Raw genomic sequence first — 14,458 nt, forward strand, 5'->3', positions numbered from 1 at the left:
CATTCGAGGCCAACGCCGCACACTTGTTCTTCCAGTTGGTCAGCCGCCGCTATGAGCGCGGCTCGATGCTGGTGACCAGCAACCGCTCGGTGGCCGAGTGGGGTGGCGTGTTCGGTGATGCGGTGGTCGCCACAGCGATCCTGGACCGGCTGCTGCACCACAGCCACGTGATCACGATCCGCGGCGACAGCTACCGCCTCAGAACGAAGCGCCGCGCTGGCCTGGTTAACCAGGCCAGCGCGAATACCGAAGCGACAACGAACTGATCATCAACCGGGGGGCAGAACTCAATGTCGTCAGGGGGCCAGATCTGGATGGCGCTTGACAGATGCGGCCGACGCCCGGCACCGCAAATCTGCCGGGGCCAGCAGGCTCCTGCGGGAAGCCATCCTTCGCACGCTCAAGGTCAGCGCGCACAGCGCCCGACGCCGGCCCGTGGCCCGCTTCGAACCAGCGTCTGTACGGATCGCATGCGCCAACGCCGGGAGAGAGTGCCCCGGCCTCGCGCTCAGCGCCCCTCGCTATGTGCGGTAGAGTACATAGGCATGCGCCGACGCCACGACGCCCTGCTGCGGGACGGGCTCCGCGCCTTGGGGGGTATATGACCGCTATCAACGATCCGAGAAGCAATACGCTTCTGGCCGCGTTGCCCGACGCGGAGTGGCGGCGATGGCATCCTCAGCTCGAATCGGTGGAAATGCCCCTGGGACAGGTACTCTACGAATCGGGTCGGACTCAGAGCCACGTCTATTTCCCGACGACATCCATCGTATCGCTGCTCTATGTCATGCAGAACGGCGCCTCCGCCGAGATCGCCGTCGTGGGCAACGAGGGCATCGTCGGGGTTTCGATCTTCATGGGCGGCGAGTCCACGCCAAGCCGCGCGGTGGTGCAAAGCGCGGGCCAGGGCTTGCGTCTGCCCGCGCAGGCGATGAAGGAGGAGTTCGGTCGGTCCGATGCCGTGCTGCACCTGTTGCTGCGCTACACCCAGGCACTGATCACGCAGATGGCCCAGACGGCCGTATGCAATCGGCATCATTCGCTGGACCAGCAGTTGTGCCGTTGGCTTCTGCTGAGCCTGGACAGGCTGAAGGGCAATGAATTGGTCATGACGCAGGAACTGATCGCCAACATGCTCGGCGTGCGCCGCGAAGGTGTCACCGAAGGTGCGCTCAAGCTGCAGCAGGCCGGCCTGATTCGCTATGCGCGAGGACGCATCACCGTTCTGGATCGCCTCGGCCTGGAACGGCGTACCTGCGAGTGCTACGCGGTGGTCAAGAAGGAGTACGACCGGCTCCTTCCGGGCGCGCGGACCGCATAGTCCCATCCCTTCCGCACGGCTTCCTTCATTCTTTCGAGACCGCTGTGTGCGCTGGCACACGGTCCCCGCACGCCGTGTCTTGCACACTGGGCCGATGAGTTGCCTCTTCGGGGCAGCGAGCCATGCGCCAGGAGACCGCCCGTGGGCACCCCCGAGAACCATCTGATCGAACGGCTTCCGCGCAAGGCCCGTCTTCGCCTGCTGTCCCTCTGCGAGCCCGTCAACCTGGTCATGTCCCAAGTGCTGTGCGAGCCGGGTACGCCCACATGCCATGCCTATTTTCCGATCGACGGCTTCATATCGCTGATTGCGCCCGGCACCGGCCATCCGATGCTGGAGGTCGGCATGATCGGCCGCGAAGGGATGCTGGGCGCGCAGTTGGTCCTGGGCGTGGAGACGGCGCCGCTGCGTGCGCTGGTGCAGGGCACGGGAGTTGCGCGGCGCATCGAATCTCGCGCGTTCCGGCAGGAGCTGATGCGCAGTCCGGCCCTGCAGCGCAACCTCGGCCGGTACATCTATGCCCTCATGTCACAGTTGGCGACTTCTGCCACCTGTTTGCGATTTCATCCGATCAGACAGCGTCTCGCACGCTGGCTGCTGATGAGCCAGGATCGCGCTCATTCCGACAGTTTCGCCGTCACGCAGGAATTCCTTGCCCACATGCTGGGTGTGCGGCGTGTCGGCATCACCCAAGCGGCCGGGGATCTGCAGCGCGGCGGGCTCATCGAGTATCACCGTGGACATGTTCGGGTGCTCGACCGAAATGGCCTGGAGGACGCTGCGTGCGATTGCTATGCGATGGAGCGCGATGCCCATGCAGCGCTGTTGCAGTAGGTGCGCGTCGCGACAAAACCCCTGCCATGCCTTCAACCATCGAGGCGGCGGCACTGCGCCTCGCCCGGTCGCGCCACGGATCAGATCGACTGGCCGAAGGGTGCAGGCACCGTCGGGCAGGGGCGCCAAGGGAAGACAGGCATTCATCAGGATCGCCAGCGCCCTGACACGCCGGGTGCTCTCCGCGACCAATGCGTCGCGCACAAGGGAATCCGCGTCGACCTGTTGCACGACCACCGCCAGGGAGCTCGCCTCATCGTCCTCTCGCGGATGCGTTCCCTGCGTTCCCATCGCGCCGTCCTTCGATCAAACAGGCAGGCAGTCTGCACAAGAATCGCCCACCGTTCCGTGCGGCAGCGCACGCATGCTGCGCGCAGCACGCCGACCCGATGTGCGGTAGCGCACGGATGGACCCGACGAGAGAGCGTAGAAGCGTCCAGGACGATTGTTTGCCGGCAGACGCATGGCGCCACGCCAAGAAGGCGATCTTGCCCGGCACCGGGGCGAGATATGGTTCGAATTCTTCAGTGTTGGCAGGATCTGCCTGCAGGCCCTCTTCCCGAGGCGCCGGTCGAGGCCGGCTCGACAACGGGCGTGGGCAAGGTTGCCGAGTCGATGCCGGCGCCGATGGGCCGCGCCGTCGATGGACCATCGGCCGACGCCTCGAAAGTCGACTTCGCGGACTGGCATGCGCTTGCGGGCGCTGTGGAGGAAAGGCTTCGAAGCATCGCATTCCGGCAGCCGCCAGCGGCCTCGGGATCTCATCCGCACGACGTGGACACAGCACGGATGCAAGCCATCGTCCTGGAGTGCGCGGAGGCGCTCGGCCAGCTTCGCGAGATGGCGTCAAGGATGCAGAGATAGCGTTGCCGCACCTTCCATGTGTGCGCTACCGCACGGACACGCGTGCGATCAGCGCATAGCCTCGAGCCTTGCAGGACGACCGACGCCGCCCGCCCTGATTGGGCGGCTGCCTTCCCGCGGCGCCGAGCGCCGGCCGGCCACGCCCGGCCTGTCCCTGAGCGCACCGCCGCGCAAACCGGCGCCCGACCGTCCTTCTGCTCCGGGCCGCGTGTGCGTCGGGGTTCATTTCACGGCGAAGCTGCGGCCGGCAGCAGGCCGCCCCACCTGGAGTTCGCGATGTGCCAGCGGTCGCAGCAATGAAGCTGCAGGAAAGCCTTCTCCATCGTTTCTTCGGACGCCGCCCCTCGACCACCCCCTGGGCCACCACCGCACCCGTGCGGGCGGAACTCTTCGGCCTCGAGCGCCTGGAGCAGCACGCCCGGAGCCTGGCCGCCGCACAGCCGGTCACGTCCAAGCCGCCGGCCGTGCCGCCCCTGCGCAGGCGGCTGGACGAGAACGCGCGCGTGCTGCTCGCTGCCTATAGGGCCAGCGCCGCCGAACTGGAGGCGGGTCGGCGCGTGGTGCCGGCCGCCGAGTGGCTGCTGGACAACTACCACCTGGTCGAGAAACAGGTCCGCGAGATCCGCGGCGACCTGCCGGCGGACTACTACCGCCAGCTGCCCAAGCTGGCCTCGGGCCCGTTCGCCGGCTATCCGCGGGTGTTCGGGCTGGCGTGGGCCTTCGTCGCGCACACCGACAGCCATGTCGATGCCGGCATGCTGCGCAGCTTCCTCGCGGCCTACCAGTGCGTGCAGCCACTGACCATCGGCGAACTGTGGGCCGTCGCCATCACCTTGCGCATCGTCCTCATCGAGAACCTGCGCCGCCTGGCCGACCAGATCACGGCCGGGCGCGCGGCACGCCTGGACGCCGACCGGCTCGCAGCCCGCCTGACGAGCCCGGCCACGGCGCACTCGGCCCTGGAGGAGGACATCGCCGCGCGCTCGCCGCTGGCGCTGTCCGAACTCTTCGCCGCGCAGCTGGCCAAGCGGCTGCGAGACCACGACCCGCGGACCATGCCGGCGCTCGGATGGCTGGAGGAGCGCCTCGGGCGGCAGGGGGCCACCATCGACGAGGTGGTGTCCCATGCCCAGCAGCGCCAGGGCGCCTCCAACGTCACGGTGCGCAACGTGATCACCAGCCTGCGGCTGATGTCGGACATCGACTGGGCGGACCTGTTCGAGCGCGTGAGCCTCGTGGACGCGCGGCTGCGCGCGGGCAGCGACTTCGCTGCGATGGATTTCCCGAGCCGCAACCTCTACCGCAGCGCGATCGAGGAACTGGCGCGCGGCTCGCCCTGCTCGGAGCTGGAGATCGCTGACCGCGTGCTGGCGGCGGCGCGCTCCGCCTCGGCGGATCCGGCCGGGCCGCAGGAGCGCGCCCGGCTCGCGGACCCCGGCCACCACCTCATCGCGGAAGGCCGGCCCGCGCTGGAGGAGGCCATCGGATTCCGGCCCCCGCTGCGCCTGCGCATGGGCCGCTGGCCCCGCCGCCCGGGCCTGGGCGCCTATGCCGGCGCAATCCTGGCCGTCGCGGCGGGGCTGCTCGCGCTGGCACTGGCATGGGTTCCGGCCGGCGGCGGTGCCGCCCTCCTCGCGCTGTGGATGCTCGCGCTGCTGCTGCCCGCGACCGAGGTCGCGACGGCGCTGGTGAACCGCCTGGCGGCCTGGCGCCTGGGCGCCGTCCCGCTGCCGGGGCTGGAACTCGCCGCGGGGGTGCCCGGCGCGCTGCGCACGCTGGTGGCAGTGCCGACGCTGCTGACCGGCGAGGCCGACCTGCGGGCGCAGATCGAGCGGCTGGAGGTCCACCACCTGGCCGGCGGCGGGGGCGACATGGTGTTCGCCCTGCTCACCGACGGCATCGACGCCGACCGCGAGGAGCTGCCCGCCGATGCGCCGCTGCTGGCAGTGGCGGCGCAGGCCATCGCGGCGCTGAACCGGCGCCACGGTCCTGCGCCCGCGGGCTGTCGCTTCCTGCTGCTGCACCGGCGCCGGCGCTTCAATGCGGCCGAGAACACCTGGATGGGCTGGGAGCGCAAGCGGGGCAAGCTGCACGAGCTCAACCGCCTGCTGCGCGGCGCGACCGACACGAGCTTCGTGCCGTCCGGCGGCGAGGCCTCGCGCGTGCCGGAGGGCGTGCGCTACGTGCTCACGCTCGACGCCGACACGCGGCTGCCGCGCGACGCGACGCTGCGGCTGGTGGGGAAGATGGCGCATCCGCTGAACCGCCCCCGCTTCGACGAGGCGCTGCAGCGCGTCGTGGGCGGCTACGGCATCCTCCAGCCGCGCATCACGCCTTCGCTGCCGGTGGGCCGGGAAGGATCGCTCTACCAGCGGATCTCCTCCAGCCCCGGCGGCATGGACCCGTACGCGATGGCCGTCTCCGACGTCTACCAGGACCTCTTCGGCGAAGGCTCCTACACGGGCAAGGGGATCTACGACGTGGACGCCTTCGAGGCCGCCCTGCGCGGCCGCGTTCCCGACAACGCGCTGCTGAGCCACGACCTGTTCGAGGGCGTGTTCGCGCGCGCCGGGCTGGCGTCGGACATCGAGCTGGTCGAGGAGGCGCCGGCGCGCCATGACGTCGCGGCGCGGCGCCTGCACCGCTGGAGCCGGGGCGACTGGCAGCTCCTGCCGTGGATCCTCGGGCCGCGCACGGGCGAGCGTGCCGTCCCCGCCATCGGCCGATGGAAGATGCTCGACAACCTGCGCCGCTCGCTGCTGGCGCCCTGCACGCTGCTCGCCCTGGGCGCCGCCTGGCTGCTGCCCGCGCCGTCGGCGTTCGCGGCCATCGCGCTGGTGCTGGCCATGATCGCGCTTCCTGCCCTGCTGCCGGCCGCCTGGGCGGTCTGGCCGCACCGCCCGGGCGTGCGGCTGCGCAGCCACGTCCTGGCCCTGGCCGCCGACCTGAAGCTGGCCCTGCTGCAGGCCGGGCTGGGGCTGACCTTCCTGGCGGACCAGGCCTGGCGCATGGGCGATGCCATCGGGCGCACCCTGGTGCGCCTGCTGTTCACGCGGCGGCGGCTGCTCGAGTGGACGACGGCCGCGCAGGCCGGCATGCGCCCCCGGCTCGACCTGCCGGGCTTCTACCGGCAGATGGCCGGCGGCCTGGCGCTCGGGCTGCTCCTGGGCGCCGGCGGACTGCTCCTGGCACCGTCGCCCTGGCCCGCCGCGCTGGCGGCCGTGCTGCCCTTCATGCTGCTGTGGGCGGCCGCGCCGGCCCTGGCCTGGTGGGCCAGCCGGCCACCGGCCCCGGCGCGCCGCAGCACTCCCCAGGCGGCCGACGTCCGGGCCCTGCGCCTGACGGCGCGGCGCACCTGGCGCTACTTCGAGACCTTCGTGACGCCGGCCGACCACATGCTGCCGCCCGACAACTTCCAGGAGTCCCCCGCGCCGGTGCTGGCCCGCCGGACCTCGCCCACCAACATCGGCCTGTATCTGCTGGCCGCCGCGGCGGCGCGCGACTTCGGCTGGGCCGGCCGGGCCGAGACCGTCGAGCGCCTGGAGGCCACCTTCGCCACGCTGCACAGGCTGCGCCGCTTCAAGGGCCACTTCTTCAACTGGTACGGCACCGCGGACCTGCGCCCGCTGGACCCGCCCTACGTGTCGTCGGTGGACAGCGGCAACCTGGCGGGCCACCTGATCGCGCTGGCCAATGCCTGCGAGGAATGGCGCGGCGGCCTTCGCGAGCCCGATGCCCGCACCGGCCTGGAAGACGCCCTGCAGCTGGCCCGCGACACTTTCGCGGGCCTGGACGCGGCACGCAGCGCACGCGGACGGCGCGTGAGCGCGCTGCTCGACGACATGGCGGCGCAGCTGCAGGGGCCGCAGGCGCTCGACGCCATCGCGCCGACGCTGGCCCGGCTCGCCGAGAAGGCCTCCACCACCGCCCAGGACCTGGTGCGGATCGAGGACGAGGATGCGCAGGACCTCGTCTTCTGGATCGAGGCCGTCGGCCGCACGGCCACGGCGCATGCGCACGACGCGCGCCATGCCGGGGTACCGCAGGCGCTGGCGGCGCGCCTGCAGGCGCTGGCCGACACGGCGCGCGAGATGGCGCTGGCCATGGATTTCGCCTTTCTCGTCGACCCCGAACGCAAGCTGCTGTCCATCGGCTATGCGCTGGCCGACCAGCGCCTGGACGCCGGCTGCTACGACCTGCTCGGCTCCGAGGCCCGCCTGGCGAGCCTGTTCGCCATCGCCAAGGGCGACGCGCCGACGCGCCACTGGTTCCGCCTCGGCCGCACGGCCACGCCGGTGGGCCGCGGCTCGGCGCTGGTGTCCTGGTCGGGCTCCATGTTCGAGTACCTGATGCCTTCGCTGGTGATGCGCGCGCCGGCCGGCAGCCTGCTCGAGCAGACCTGCCGCCTGGTGGTGCAGCGGCAGGAGGCCTACGGCGACGCCCTCGGCATTCCCTGGGGCATCTCCGAGTCCGCCTACAACGCCCGCGACCTGGAGTACACCTACCAGTACGCCAATTTCGGCGTGCCCGGCCTGGGGCTCAAGCGCGGGCTGGCCGATGACCGGGTGGTCGCGCCCTATGCCACCGGCCTGGCGGCGATGGTGGACCCGCGGGCGGCCTGCCGCAACTACGCCCGCCTGGCCGCGATGGGCGCGCTCGGCCGCCACGGCTTCTACGAGGCGCTGGACTTCACTCCGTCGCGCGTGCCCGAAGGCGCGCGGCTGGCGATCGTGCGCAGCCACATGGCCCACCACCAGGGCATGACCATCGTGGCCATCGCCAACGTGCTGCACGGCGGCGCGATGCGCGCGCGCTTCCACCGCGAACCGTTGATCCAGTCCTGCGAGCTGCTGCTGCAGGAGCGCATGCCGCGCAACGTCGCGGTGGAGCAGCCCCGCGCGCAGGAAGTGCGGGCCTCGCGCGACGAAGGCGCCGCGCGGGCCCCGGCAGTGCGGCGGGTGCCGGCCGTCCCGGGGCCGGCGCCCATCACGCACCTGCTGTCCAACGGGAGCTACTGCGTGATGCTGACGGCCGCCGGATCGGGCTACAGCCGCTGGCGCGGCCTGGCGGTCACGCGCTGGCGCGAGGACGCGACCCGCGATCCCTGGGGCAGCTTCGTCTGCCTGCGCGACGTGCGCACGGGCCGGGTGTGGTCGCCCAGCGCCCAGCCGCTGGCGGCCGATGCCCCGCACGGCGACGTGCTCTTCGAGGAGGACCGCGCCACCTTCGCCCACCGCGACGGCGGCCTGGCCGCGACGCTGGAGGTGCTGGTCTCCGGCGAGAGCGACGGCGAGGTGCGCCGCCTCTCGCTGGCCAACGGCGGGCGCCGCGCGCGCGAGGTCGACGTCACCTCCTGTGCGGAGCTGGTGCTGGGCGCGCAGGCGGCCGACGAAGCCCACCCGGCCTTCTCCAAGCTCTTCGTCCTGACCGAGTACCTGCCCGAGTTCGGCGCCCTGGTCGCCACGCGGCGCACGCGCGCCCCCGAGGAGCCCGCCGTCTGGGCGGCGCACTTCGCGGTGGTCGAGGGCGAGCTCACCGCCGAGCCGCAGCATGAATCCGACCGCGCCCGCTTCCTGGGCCGCGGCCGCGACGCCGGCACCGCCGCGGCGATCGCGGACGGCCGGCCGCTGTCCAACACGGTGGGCACCGTGCTCGACCCGGTGTTCTGCCTGCGCCAGCGCCTGCGCATCTCGCCGGGCGGCCTGGCGCGCATCGCCTTCTGGACGGTGGTGGCGCCGTCGCGCGCCGAGCTGCTGGACCTCATCGACCAGCACCACGACCGCAACGCCTTCGAGCGCGCCGCCACGCTGGCCTGGACGCAGGCGCAGGTCCAGCTGCGCCACCTGGGCATGGATGCGGACGAGGCCGCCGACTTCCAGCGTCTGGCCGCGCCGCTGCTGTATGCCGACCGGCGGCTGCGCGCCGCGCCCGAGCTCATCCTGCGCGGCGCGGGGCCGCAGTCCGGGCTGTGGGCGCACGGCGTGTCGGGCGACCTGCCCATCGTGCTGCTGCGCATCGACGACGCCGAGGATCTGGCGCAGGTGCGGCAGGTGCTGCGTGCGCACGAGTACTGGCGCATGAAGCAGCTCGGCGTGGACCTGGTCATCCTCAACGAGCGCGCATCGTCCTACGTACAGGACCTGCAGGTCGCGATCGAGACGGCGGTGCGCAGCAGCCAGGCGCGTCCCCGCCTCGACGCCGGCCATGCACAGGGAACGATCCATGCGCTGCGCGCGGACCAGTTGGGCGCCGAGGCCCGCGCCCTGCTGCAGTCGGCCGCGCGGGTCGAGCTGGTCGCGCGCCACGGCCCCATCGCCGACCGGCTCGCGCGCCTGATGCCATCGCGGGCAGGGTCCGCGGGCCGGCCGGCGCCGCTGCCGCCGCGGGGCGCGCCGGCACCCGCCGCCTCGCCGTCGCCGCCCACATCGCAGGACCTGGAGTTCTTCAACGGCCTGGGCGGCTTCGCGCAGGACGGCCGGGAGTACGTGGTGCGCCTGCAGGCCGGCGAAACCACGCCTGCGCCCTGGATCAACGTGATCGCCAACCCGGGCTTCGGCTTCCAGGTGTCGGCGGAGGGCAGCGGCGCCACCTGGTGCGGGAACAGCCGCGAGAACCAGCTCACGCCCTGGTCGAACGATCCTGTCACCGACCCGTCCGGCGAGGCCTTCTACGTGCGGGACGAGGACAGCGGCGACCTGTGGTCGCCCACCGCGCAGCCGCTGCGCGGCGCCGGCAGCTTCGAGGCCCGGCACGGCCGGGGCTACAGCCGCTTCGCGCACGCGTCTCGCGGCATCGCGCTCGAGCTGCTGCAGTACGTGCCGCTGGACGATCCGCTGAAGATCTCGCGCCTGGTCCTGCGCAACCGGTCGGGCCGGACGCGGCGCCTGTCGGTGACTGCCTATGCGGAATGGGTGCTGGGCACGTCGCGCGGCGCGTCGGCGCCCTTCATCGTGACGGCCATCGACGCGCCCAGCGGCGCGATGCTGGCCCGCAAGCCCTGGGGCATCGCCTTCCCCGGAAGAGTCGCCTTCGCCGACCTGGGCGGGCGGCAGACGGCATGGACCGGCGACCGCACCGAGTTCCTGGGTCGCCATGGCGCTTCGGGCGCACCTGCCGCCCTTGCCGCCGGGCGGCCACCTCTTTCCGGCGCCACCGGCGCGGCGCTGGACCCCTGCGCGGCCTTGCAGTGCGTGGTGGAACTGGCCGCGGACGAATCGATCGAGGTCGTGGCCCTGCTGGGCCAGGCCGCCTCCACGCAGGAGGCGCAGGCCCTGGTCGCCCGCTACCGCGCGGCGGACCTCGATGCCGTGCTGGCGCGCGTCACCGGCTACTGGGAGCAGACGCTCGGGGCCGTCCAGGTCAGGACGCCGGACCGCGCGATGGACCTCCTGCTCAACGGCTGGCTGCTGTACCAGACCATCGCCTGCCGGCTGTGGGCCCGCTCGGCCTTCTACCAGGCCAGCGGCGCCTACGGCTTCAGGGACCAGCTGCAGGACGGCATGGCGCTCGGCCTGTGCCGGCCCCAGGCCGCCCGGCGCCACCTCCTGCGCGCCGCCGGCCGCCAGTTCGTCGAGGGCGACGTGCAGCACTGGTGGCTGCCGCATTCCGGGCAGGGCGTGCGCACGCGCATCTCGGACGACCGGGTCTGGCTGGCCTACGCCGCGGCCAGCTATGTCGCCAGTTCCGGGGACGCCGCGGTCCTCGACGAGGCGGTGGACTTCCTGGACGGGCCGGCGCTGCAGGCCGGCCAGCACGACGCCTTCTTCCAGCCCATGCCGGCGGGCCGGCCGGCCTCGCTGTTCGAGCACTGCGCGCGCGGCCTCGACCAGTGCGTGGACCTCACTGGCGCCCACGGCCTGCCGCTCATCGGCACCGGCGACTGGAACGACGGCATGAACCGGGTCGGCGCCGGCGGGCGGGGGGAGAGCGTGTGGCTGGGCTGGCTGCTGGTGCGCACGATCGCCCTGTTCGCGCCGCTGGCCGAGGCGCGCGACGCCGGGCGCGCCGCACGCTGGCGCGCCCATGCGGAATCGGTGCGCGCCGCGATCGAGCGCGAGGCCTGGGACGGCGAGTGGTACCGCCGCGCCACCTTCGACGACGGCACCTGGCTCGGCGCGCAGGCCAGTGACGAATGCCGCATCGATGCCATCGCGCAGGCCTGGGCCGTGCTGTCGGGCGTGGCCGACCCCGAGCGCGCCGCGCGCGCCATGGACTCGCTGGCGCAGCACCTGGTCGTGCCCGACGACGGCCTGGCGCTGCTGCTGGCGCCGCCGTTCGACAAGACCGCGCTGGATCCGGGCTACATCAAGGGCTATCCGCCCGGCCTGCGCGAGAACGGCGGCCAGTACAGCCACGCCGCGATGTGGGCGATCCTGGCATTCGCTCGGCTGGGCGATGGCGACCGGGCCGCCTCGCTGTTCGCGCTCGTCAACCCGATCAACCATGCCCGCACCCCGCAGGAGGCGGCCAGGTACAAGGTCGAGCCCTACGTGGTTGCGGCCGACGTCTATGCCGTGGCGCCGCATGCGGGACGCGGCGGATGGACCTGGTACACCGGCTCGGCCGGATGGATGTACCGCGCCGGCATCGAGGGCATCCTGGGCCTGCGGCGCGAAGGAGACTGCCTGAGGATCGATCCGTGCATCCCCGCGGCGTGGCCCGGCTTCGAGATGGACCTGACGGTCGAATCCACCCGGTGCACCGTCCGCGTGCATCGCCTGTCATCCCGCTGCCAGGGCCTCTCGGAGGTGCTTCTGGACGACCAGGCCGTGCTCCCCGAGGATGGCGGTGCGCGGGTCCCGCTGGACGGCGGAGCGCATCGGCTGACCCTCGGCATCTGACAAGGAATTCCCATGATCGAACCGCTCTTCCTGACGACCGCCAGGGTCAGCACCTTCGACGGAGATCGGCTGCTCACCGGCGCGAGCGGCTTCTTCTTCGAGCGCGAGGGGCATCTGTTCCTCGTCACGAGCAGGCACGTGCTGCAGGACGCGCCGAGCGGGCACCATCCCAATCGCATCGAGGTCGAGGTGCACGTCGACGCCGTGAACCTCACGCGCTCCTCGGCCCTGTCGATCTGGCTCTTCGAGGACGGCCGAAGCCAGTGGCGCCAGGGCTCGGACTCCGGCGGCGACATCGACGTGGCCGTGATCGAGATCGACCGCGCGCTGCTGCCCGCGACGGCCGAGATCCGCTGCTTCACCACCGACCACCTGCAAGGCGAGCTGGGCCAGGTCGAAGCGGGCAAGGACCTGCTGGTCGTGGGCTTCCCGCTCGGGTTTCACGACACGATGCACCACCTGCCCGTGGTTCGCCATGCCGTGATCGCTTCCGCCTTCGGCATCCGCTTCCAGGGCCAGGGGTTCTTCCTGACCGACGCGCGAACGCACCGCGGCACCAGCGGCGCACCGGTGGTCATGCACGACCTCGATGCCGGCGCGGCGCTGCCGTGGAGACTGCTCGGGGTGCACTCGTCGCGCATCGACATGGGCACCCGGGACCGGGTGCTCGACGAATCCCTCGGGCTGAACGCGGCCTGGTACGCCGCCATCCTGCTCGCCCTGACCGACGGGCGCCCCCCGGGGGGGGCGAGCAGTTGAACGATGCAGCCCGCTCCGCGGAACGGATTCGCGAGTTCCAGCCCCACCGGGCCCGCCCGGCCCAGGCGACGGCATGGCACTGCCTCGTGCAGTTGCCAGCCGCGCGGCTTGTTCCGTTCCGAGGGCCGAGGGCCTGCGCTCCGTCAAGCTGCGGGCGGAGGTGCGGTCCACGCCTGCTCCGTGGCGGCGGCCACCGCGCACGCGCGGCATCGGAGTGTTACGCAGGTTCCACCATCCAACGGCATGAAGGACCAGCATGGCTCAAGCGCTTCTCTCCCAACCCCGGCGGGACGCGCTTCGCGTCGAGTTGCCCCATGTGGCCGACCTGCTGCATCATCGGCGTGCCAGCGAAATCGACGACGCGGTGATCGACGATCTGGTGTCGCTGTCGTGGCTCGAGTGGCTCGGTGGATCGCTTCAACTGACCACCACGGGCACGAACATCTGTCGCCAGCAGCAGCCCAGATAGGGAGCACCGGCGCCATGAACCAGACGGACGTGATGCTCAAGATCGTGGAGATGGCCCGCATCGGCGGGGCGCTCCCCGCGGACGAGGCGGTGTCGCTGGTCGCTGCGAAGGTCGCCCGCCTGGACGTGTCTTCCGCGGGCTTTCAGCAGGAAGCGGCCGACCTGCTGCGTCTGGGCGCAACGATCTGGTCGCTGGCGGGCGCAAGGTAAGGCAGACGGGCCAGCCCCACCGGCAGGTGCATCGCACAGATCCACGGGGAAATCCTGGCGCGATGGCAACGCGGTGCGCTGGCGTGGCGCATACTGGGCCACAGCCATCCACGCGGAGCCCGCCATGCACAACGACCCCGAAGGCCTGAAGGTGTGGACCACGCTCCACGCCGAATGGCATCGAACCCACCAAGCGGTCAAGACACTTTCCACGGAAATCCGCCGCAAGCAGATCGATGCCGCCTCGGGACACAGCCACCAGGCGACAGAGCGCGAACTGATCGAGTTGGAGCGCCTCGAGCGCCTGGAGTCCCGGTTGTCTGCGGAGATGGATGAATTCGTGACGAACAGACTGGCCTGACAACGGAGCACCCCATGGATTCAGCAGCAGAGCGGGTCGTCAACATCGTGCAGACCGAAACCGGGCCTCGCCATGCGTTGCAGGGCACCTACCAGGGAACGCGGATCGAAGTGGTGGCGGGCTACGACATTTCCCTGGACGACTGGCTGTTTCACGTGTACCTGCATACCCATCAAGGGCGCACCGATCGGCTGACCGATATTCCAACGCGATCGACGGCGCGCAGCCTTCAGGCAGCCTTTCAACAGGGGCTCGAGGCCGCCATGCGCTACCTCGACCAAGAAGCACAGCGCGAGCAGGCCGGGACAGGACGGGATTGACGCGCGAACGGCCATGGCAACGCAACCCGGAGAACAAGACCCGAGCCCAGGGCAACCGGACGAAACGCCGCCAGAGCCGCATCAGCCTGATCGGCAGCCAAGGCGCGCAGGTCCCGTGCCCTGCCAGCGGCAAGGGCACGGTTCCCGGAACTCGGGCCAATCACCTACAATCCGGCCATCTGTTCACGACCGAACAGGTCGCCGGATCTCACGACGGCACGTCGCGCGATGTCGCCAATGACTAGAAAACAACTGGGCGGCACTGCATGAGAATGCACGTAGCGTGGATCGCGTAAGAGTCCACGGCCACATCTCAAAGCCCGCTTCGGCGGGCTTTCTTATTTCAGCTTGTTGATTTCCATGGAATCCTGACCCGGCATTTCCATCGAATATTGACCCACCCTCTTTGCGAGCCTGGCGGCTCACGGTGTGGATAAGTTCTTGGTCTTCTCCTTCTTTCTAGATTGGTCTGCCTGAACGG

Annotated in this window: 10 protein-coding genes; all 10 read left to right on the top strand. The window is 71.1% G+C overall.

Features of this window, described 5'->3' with window-relative positions:
- The coding region (locus tag Q392_RS24980) for an ATP-binding protein (RefSeq protein ID WP_038214468.1) at positions 1-266 on the top strand (266 nt) is incomplete at its 5' end.
- 335 nt (positions 267-601) lie between these two features.
- The gene (locus Q392_RS24985) at positions 602-1,321 is read left to right on the top strand and encodes a Crp/Fnr family transcriptional regulator (RefSeq protein WP_084217392.1); all 720 of its coding nucleotides are present in this window, start codon (positions 602-604) and stop codon (positions 1,319-1,321) included.
- 141 nt (positions 1,322-1,462) lie between these two features.
- Positions 1,463-2,155, top strand: a complete 693-nt coding sequence (locus Q392_RS24990) for a Crp/Fnr family transcriptional regulator (RefSeq protein WP_038214475.1) — start codon at positions 1,463-1,465, stop codon at positions 2,153-2,155.
- Between the two features lie 1,160 nt (positions 2,156-3,315).
- On the top strand, positions 3,316-11,859 hold the full coding sequence (locus Q392_RS25000; protein WP_038214480.1) for a glycoside hydrolase family 94 protein: 8,544 nt from the start codon (positions 3,316-3,318) through the stop codon (positions 11,857-11,859).
- A 12-nt stretch (positions 11,860-11,871) separates the two neighbouring features.
- On the top strand, positions 11,872-12,618 hold the full coding sequence (locus Q392_RS25005) for a S1 family peptidase (RefSeq protein ID WP_038214482.1): 747 nt from the start codon (positions 11,872-11,874) through the stop codon (positions 12,616-12,618).
- Positions 12,619-12,874: 256 nt separating this feature from the next.
- A complete protein-coding gene (locus Q392_RS25010; protein WP_038214484.1) occupies positions 12,875-13,087 on the top strand; it encodes a hypothetical protein in 213 nt (70 codons plus the stop codon).
- Between the two features lie 14 nt (positions 13,088-13,101).
- Positions 13,102-13,296, top strand: a complete 195-nt coding sequence (locus Q392_RS25015) for a hypothetical protein (protein ID WP_038214485.1) — start codon at positions 13,102-13,104, stop codon at positions 13,294-13,296.
- Positions 13,297-13,420: 124 nt separating this feature from the next.
- The gene (locus tag Q392_RS25020) at positions 13,421-13,657 is read left to right on the top strand and encodes a hypothetical protein (protein WP_038214487.1); all 237 of its coding nucleotides are present in this window, start codon (positions 13,421-13,423) and stop codon (positions 13,655-13,657) included.
- A 14-nt stretch (positions 13,658-13,671) separates the two neighbouring features.
- On the top strand, positions 13,672-13,977 hold the full coding sequence (locus tag Q392_RS25025; protein WP_038214490.1) for a hypothetical protein: 306 nt from the start codon (positions 13,672-13,674) through the stop codon (positions 13,975-13,977).
- Complete coding sequence (locus Q392_RS33060; protein ID WP_157008247.1) at positions 13,974-14,222, top strand: hypothetical protein; 249 nt, start codon at positions 13,974-13,976, stop codon at positions 14,220-14,222. Before Q392_RS25025 ends, Q392_RS33060 begins: the two co-directional genes overlap by 4 nt.
- Positions 14,223-14,458: the final 236 nt, after the last annotated feature.

The organism is Xenophilus azovorans DSM 13620 (assembly GCF_000745855.1).
Lineage (GTDB): Bacteria > Pseudomonadota > Gammaproteobacteria > Burkholderiales > Burkholderiaceae_C > Xenophilus > Xenophilus azovorans.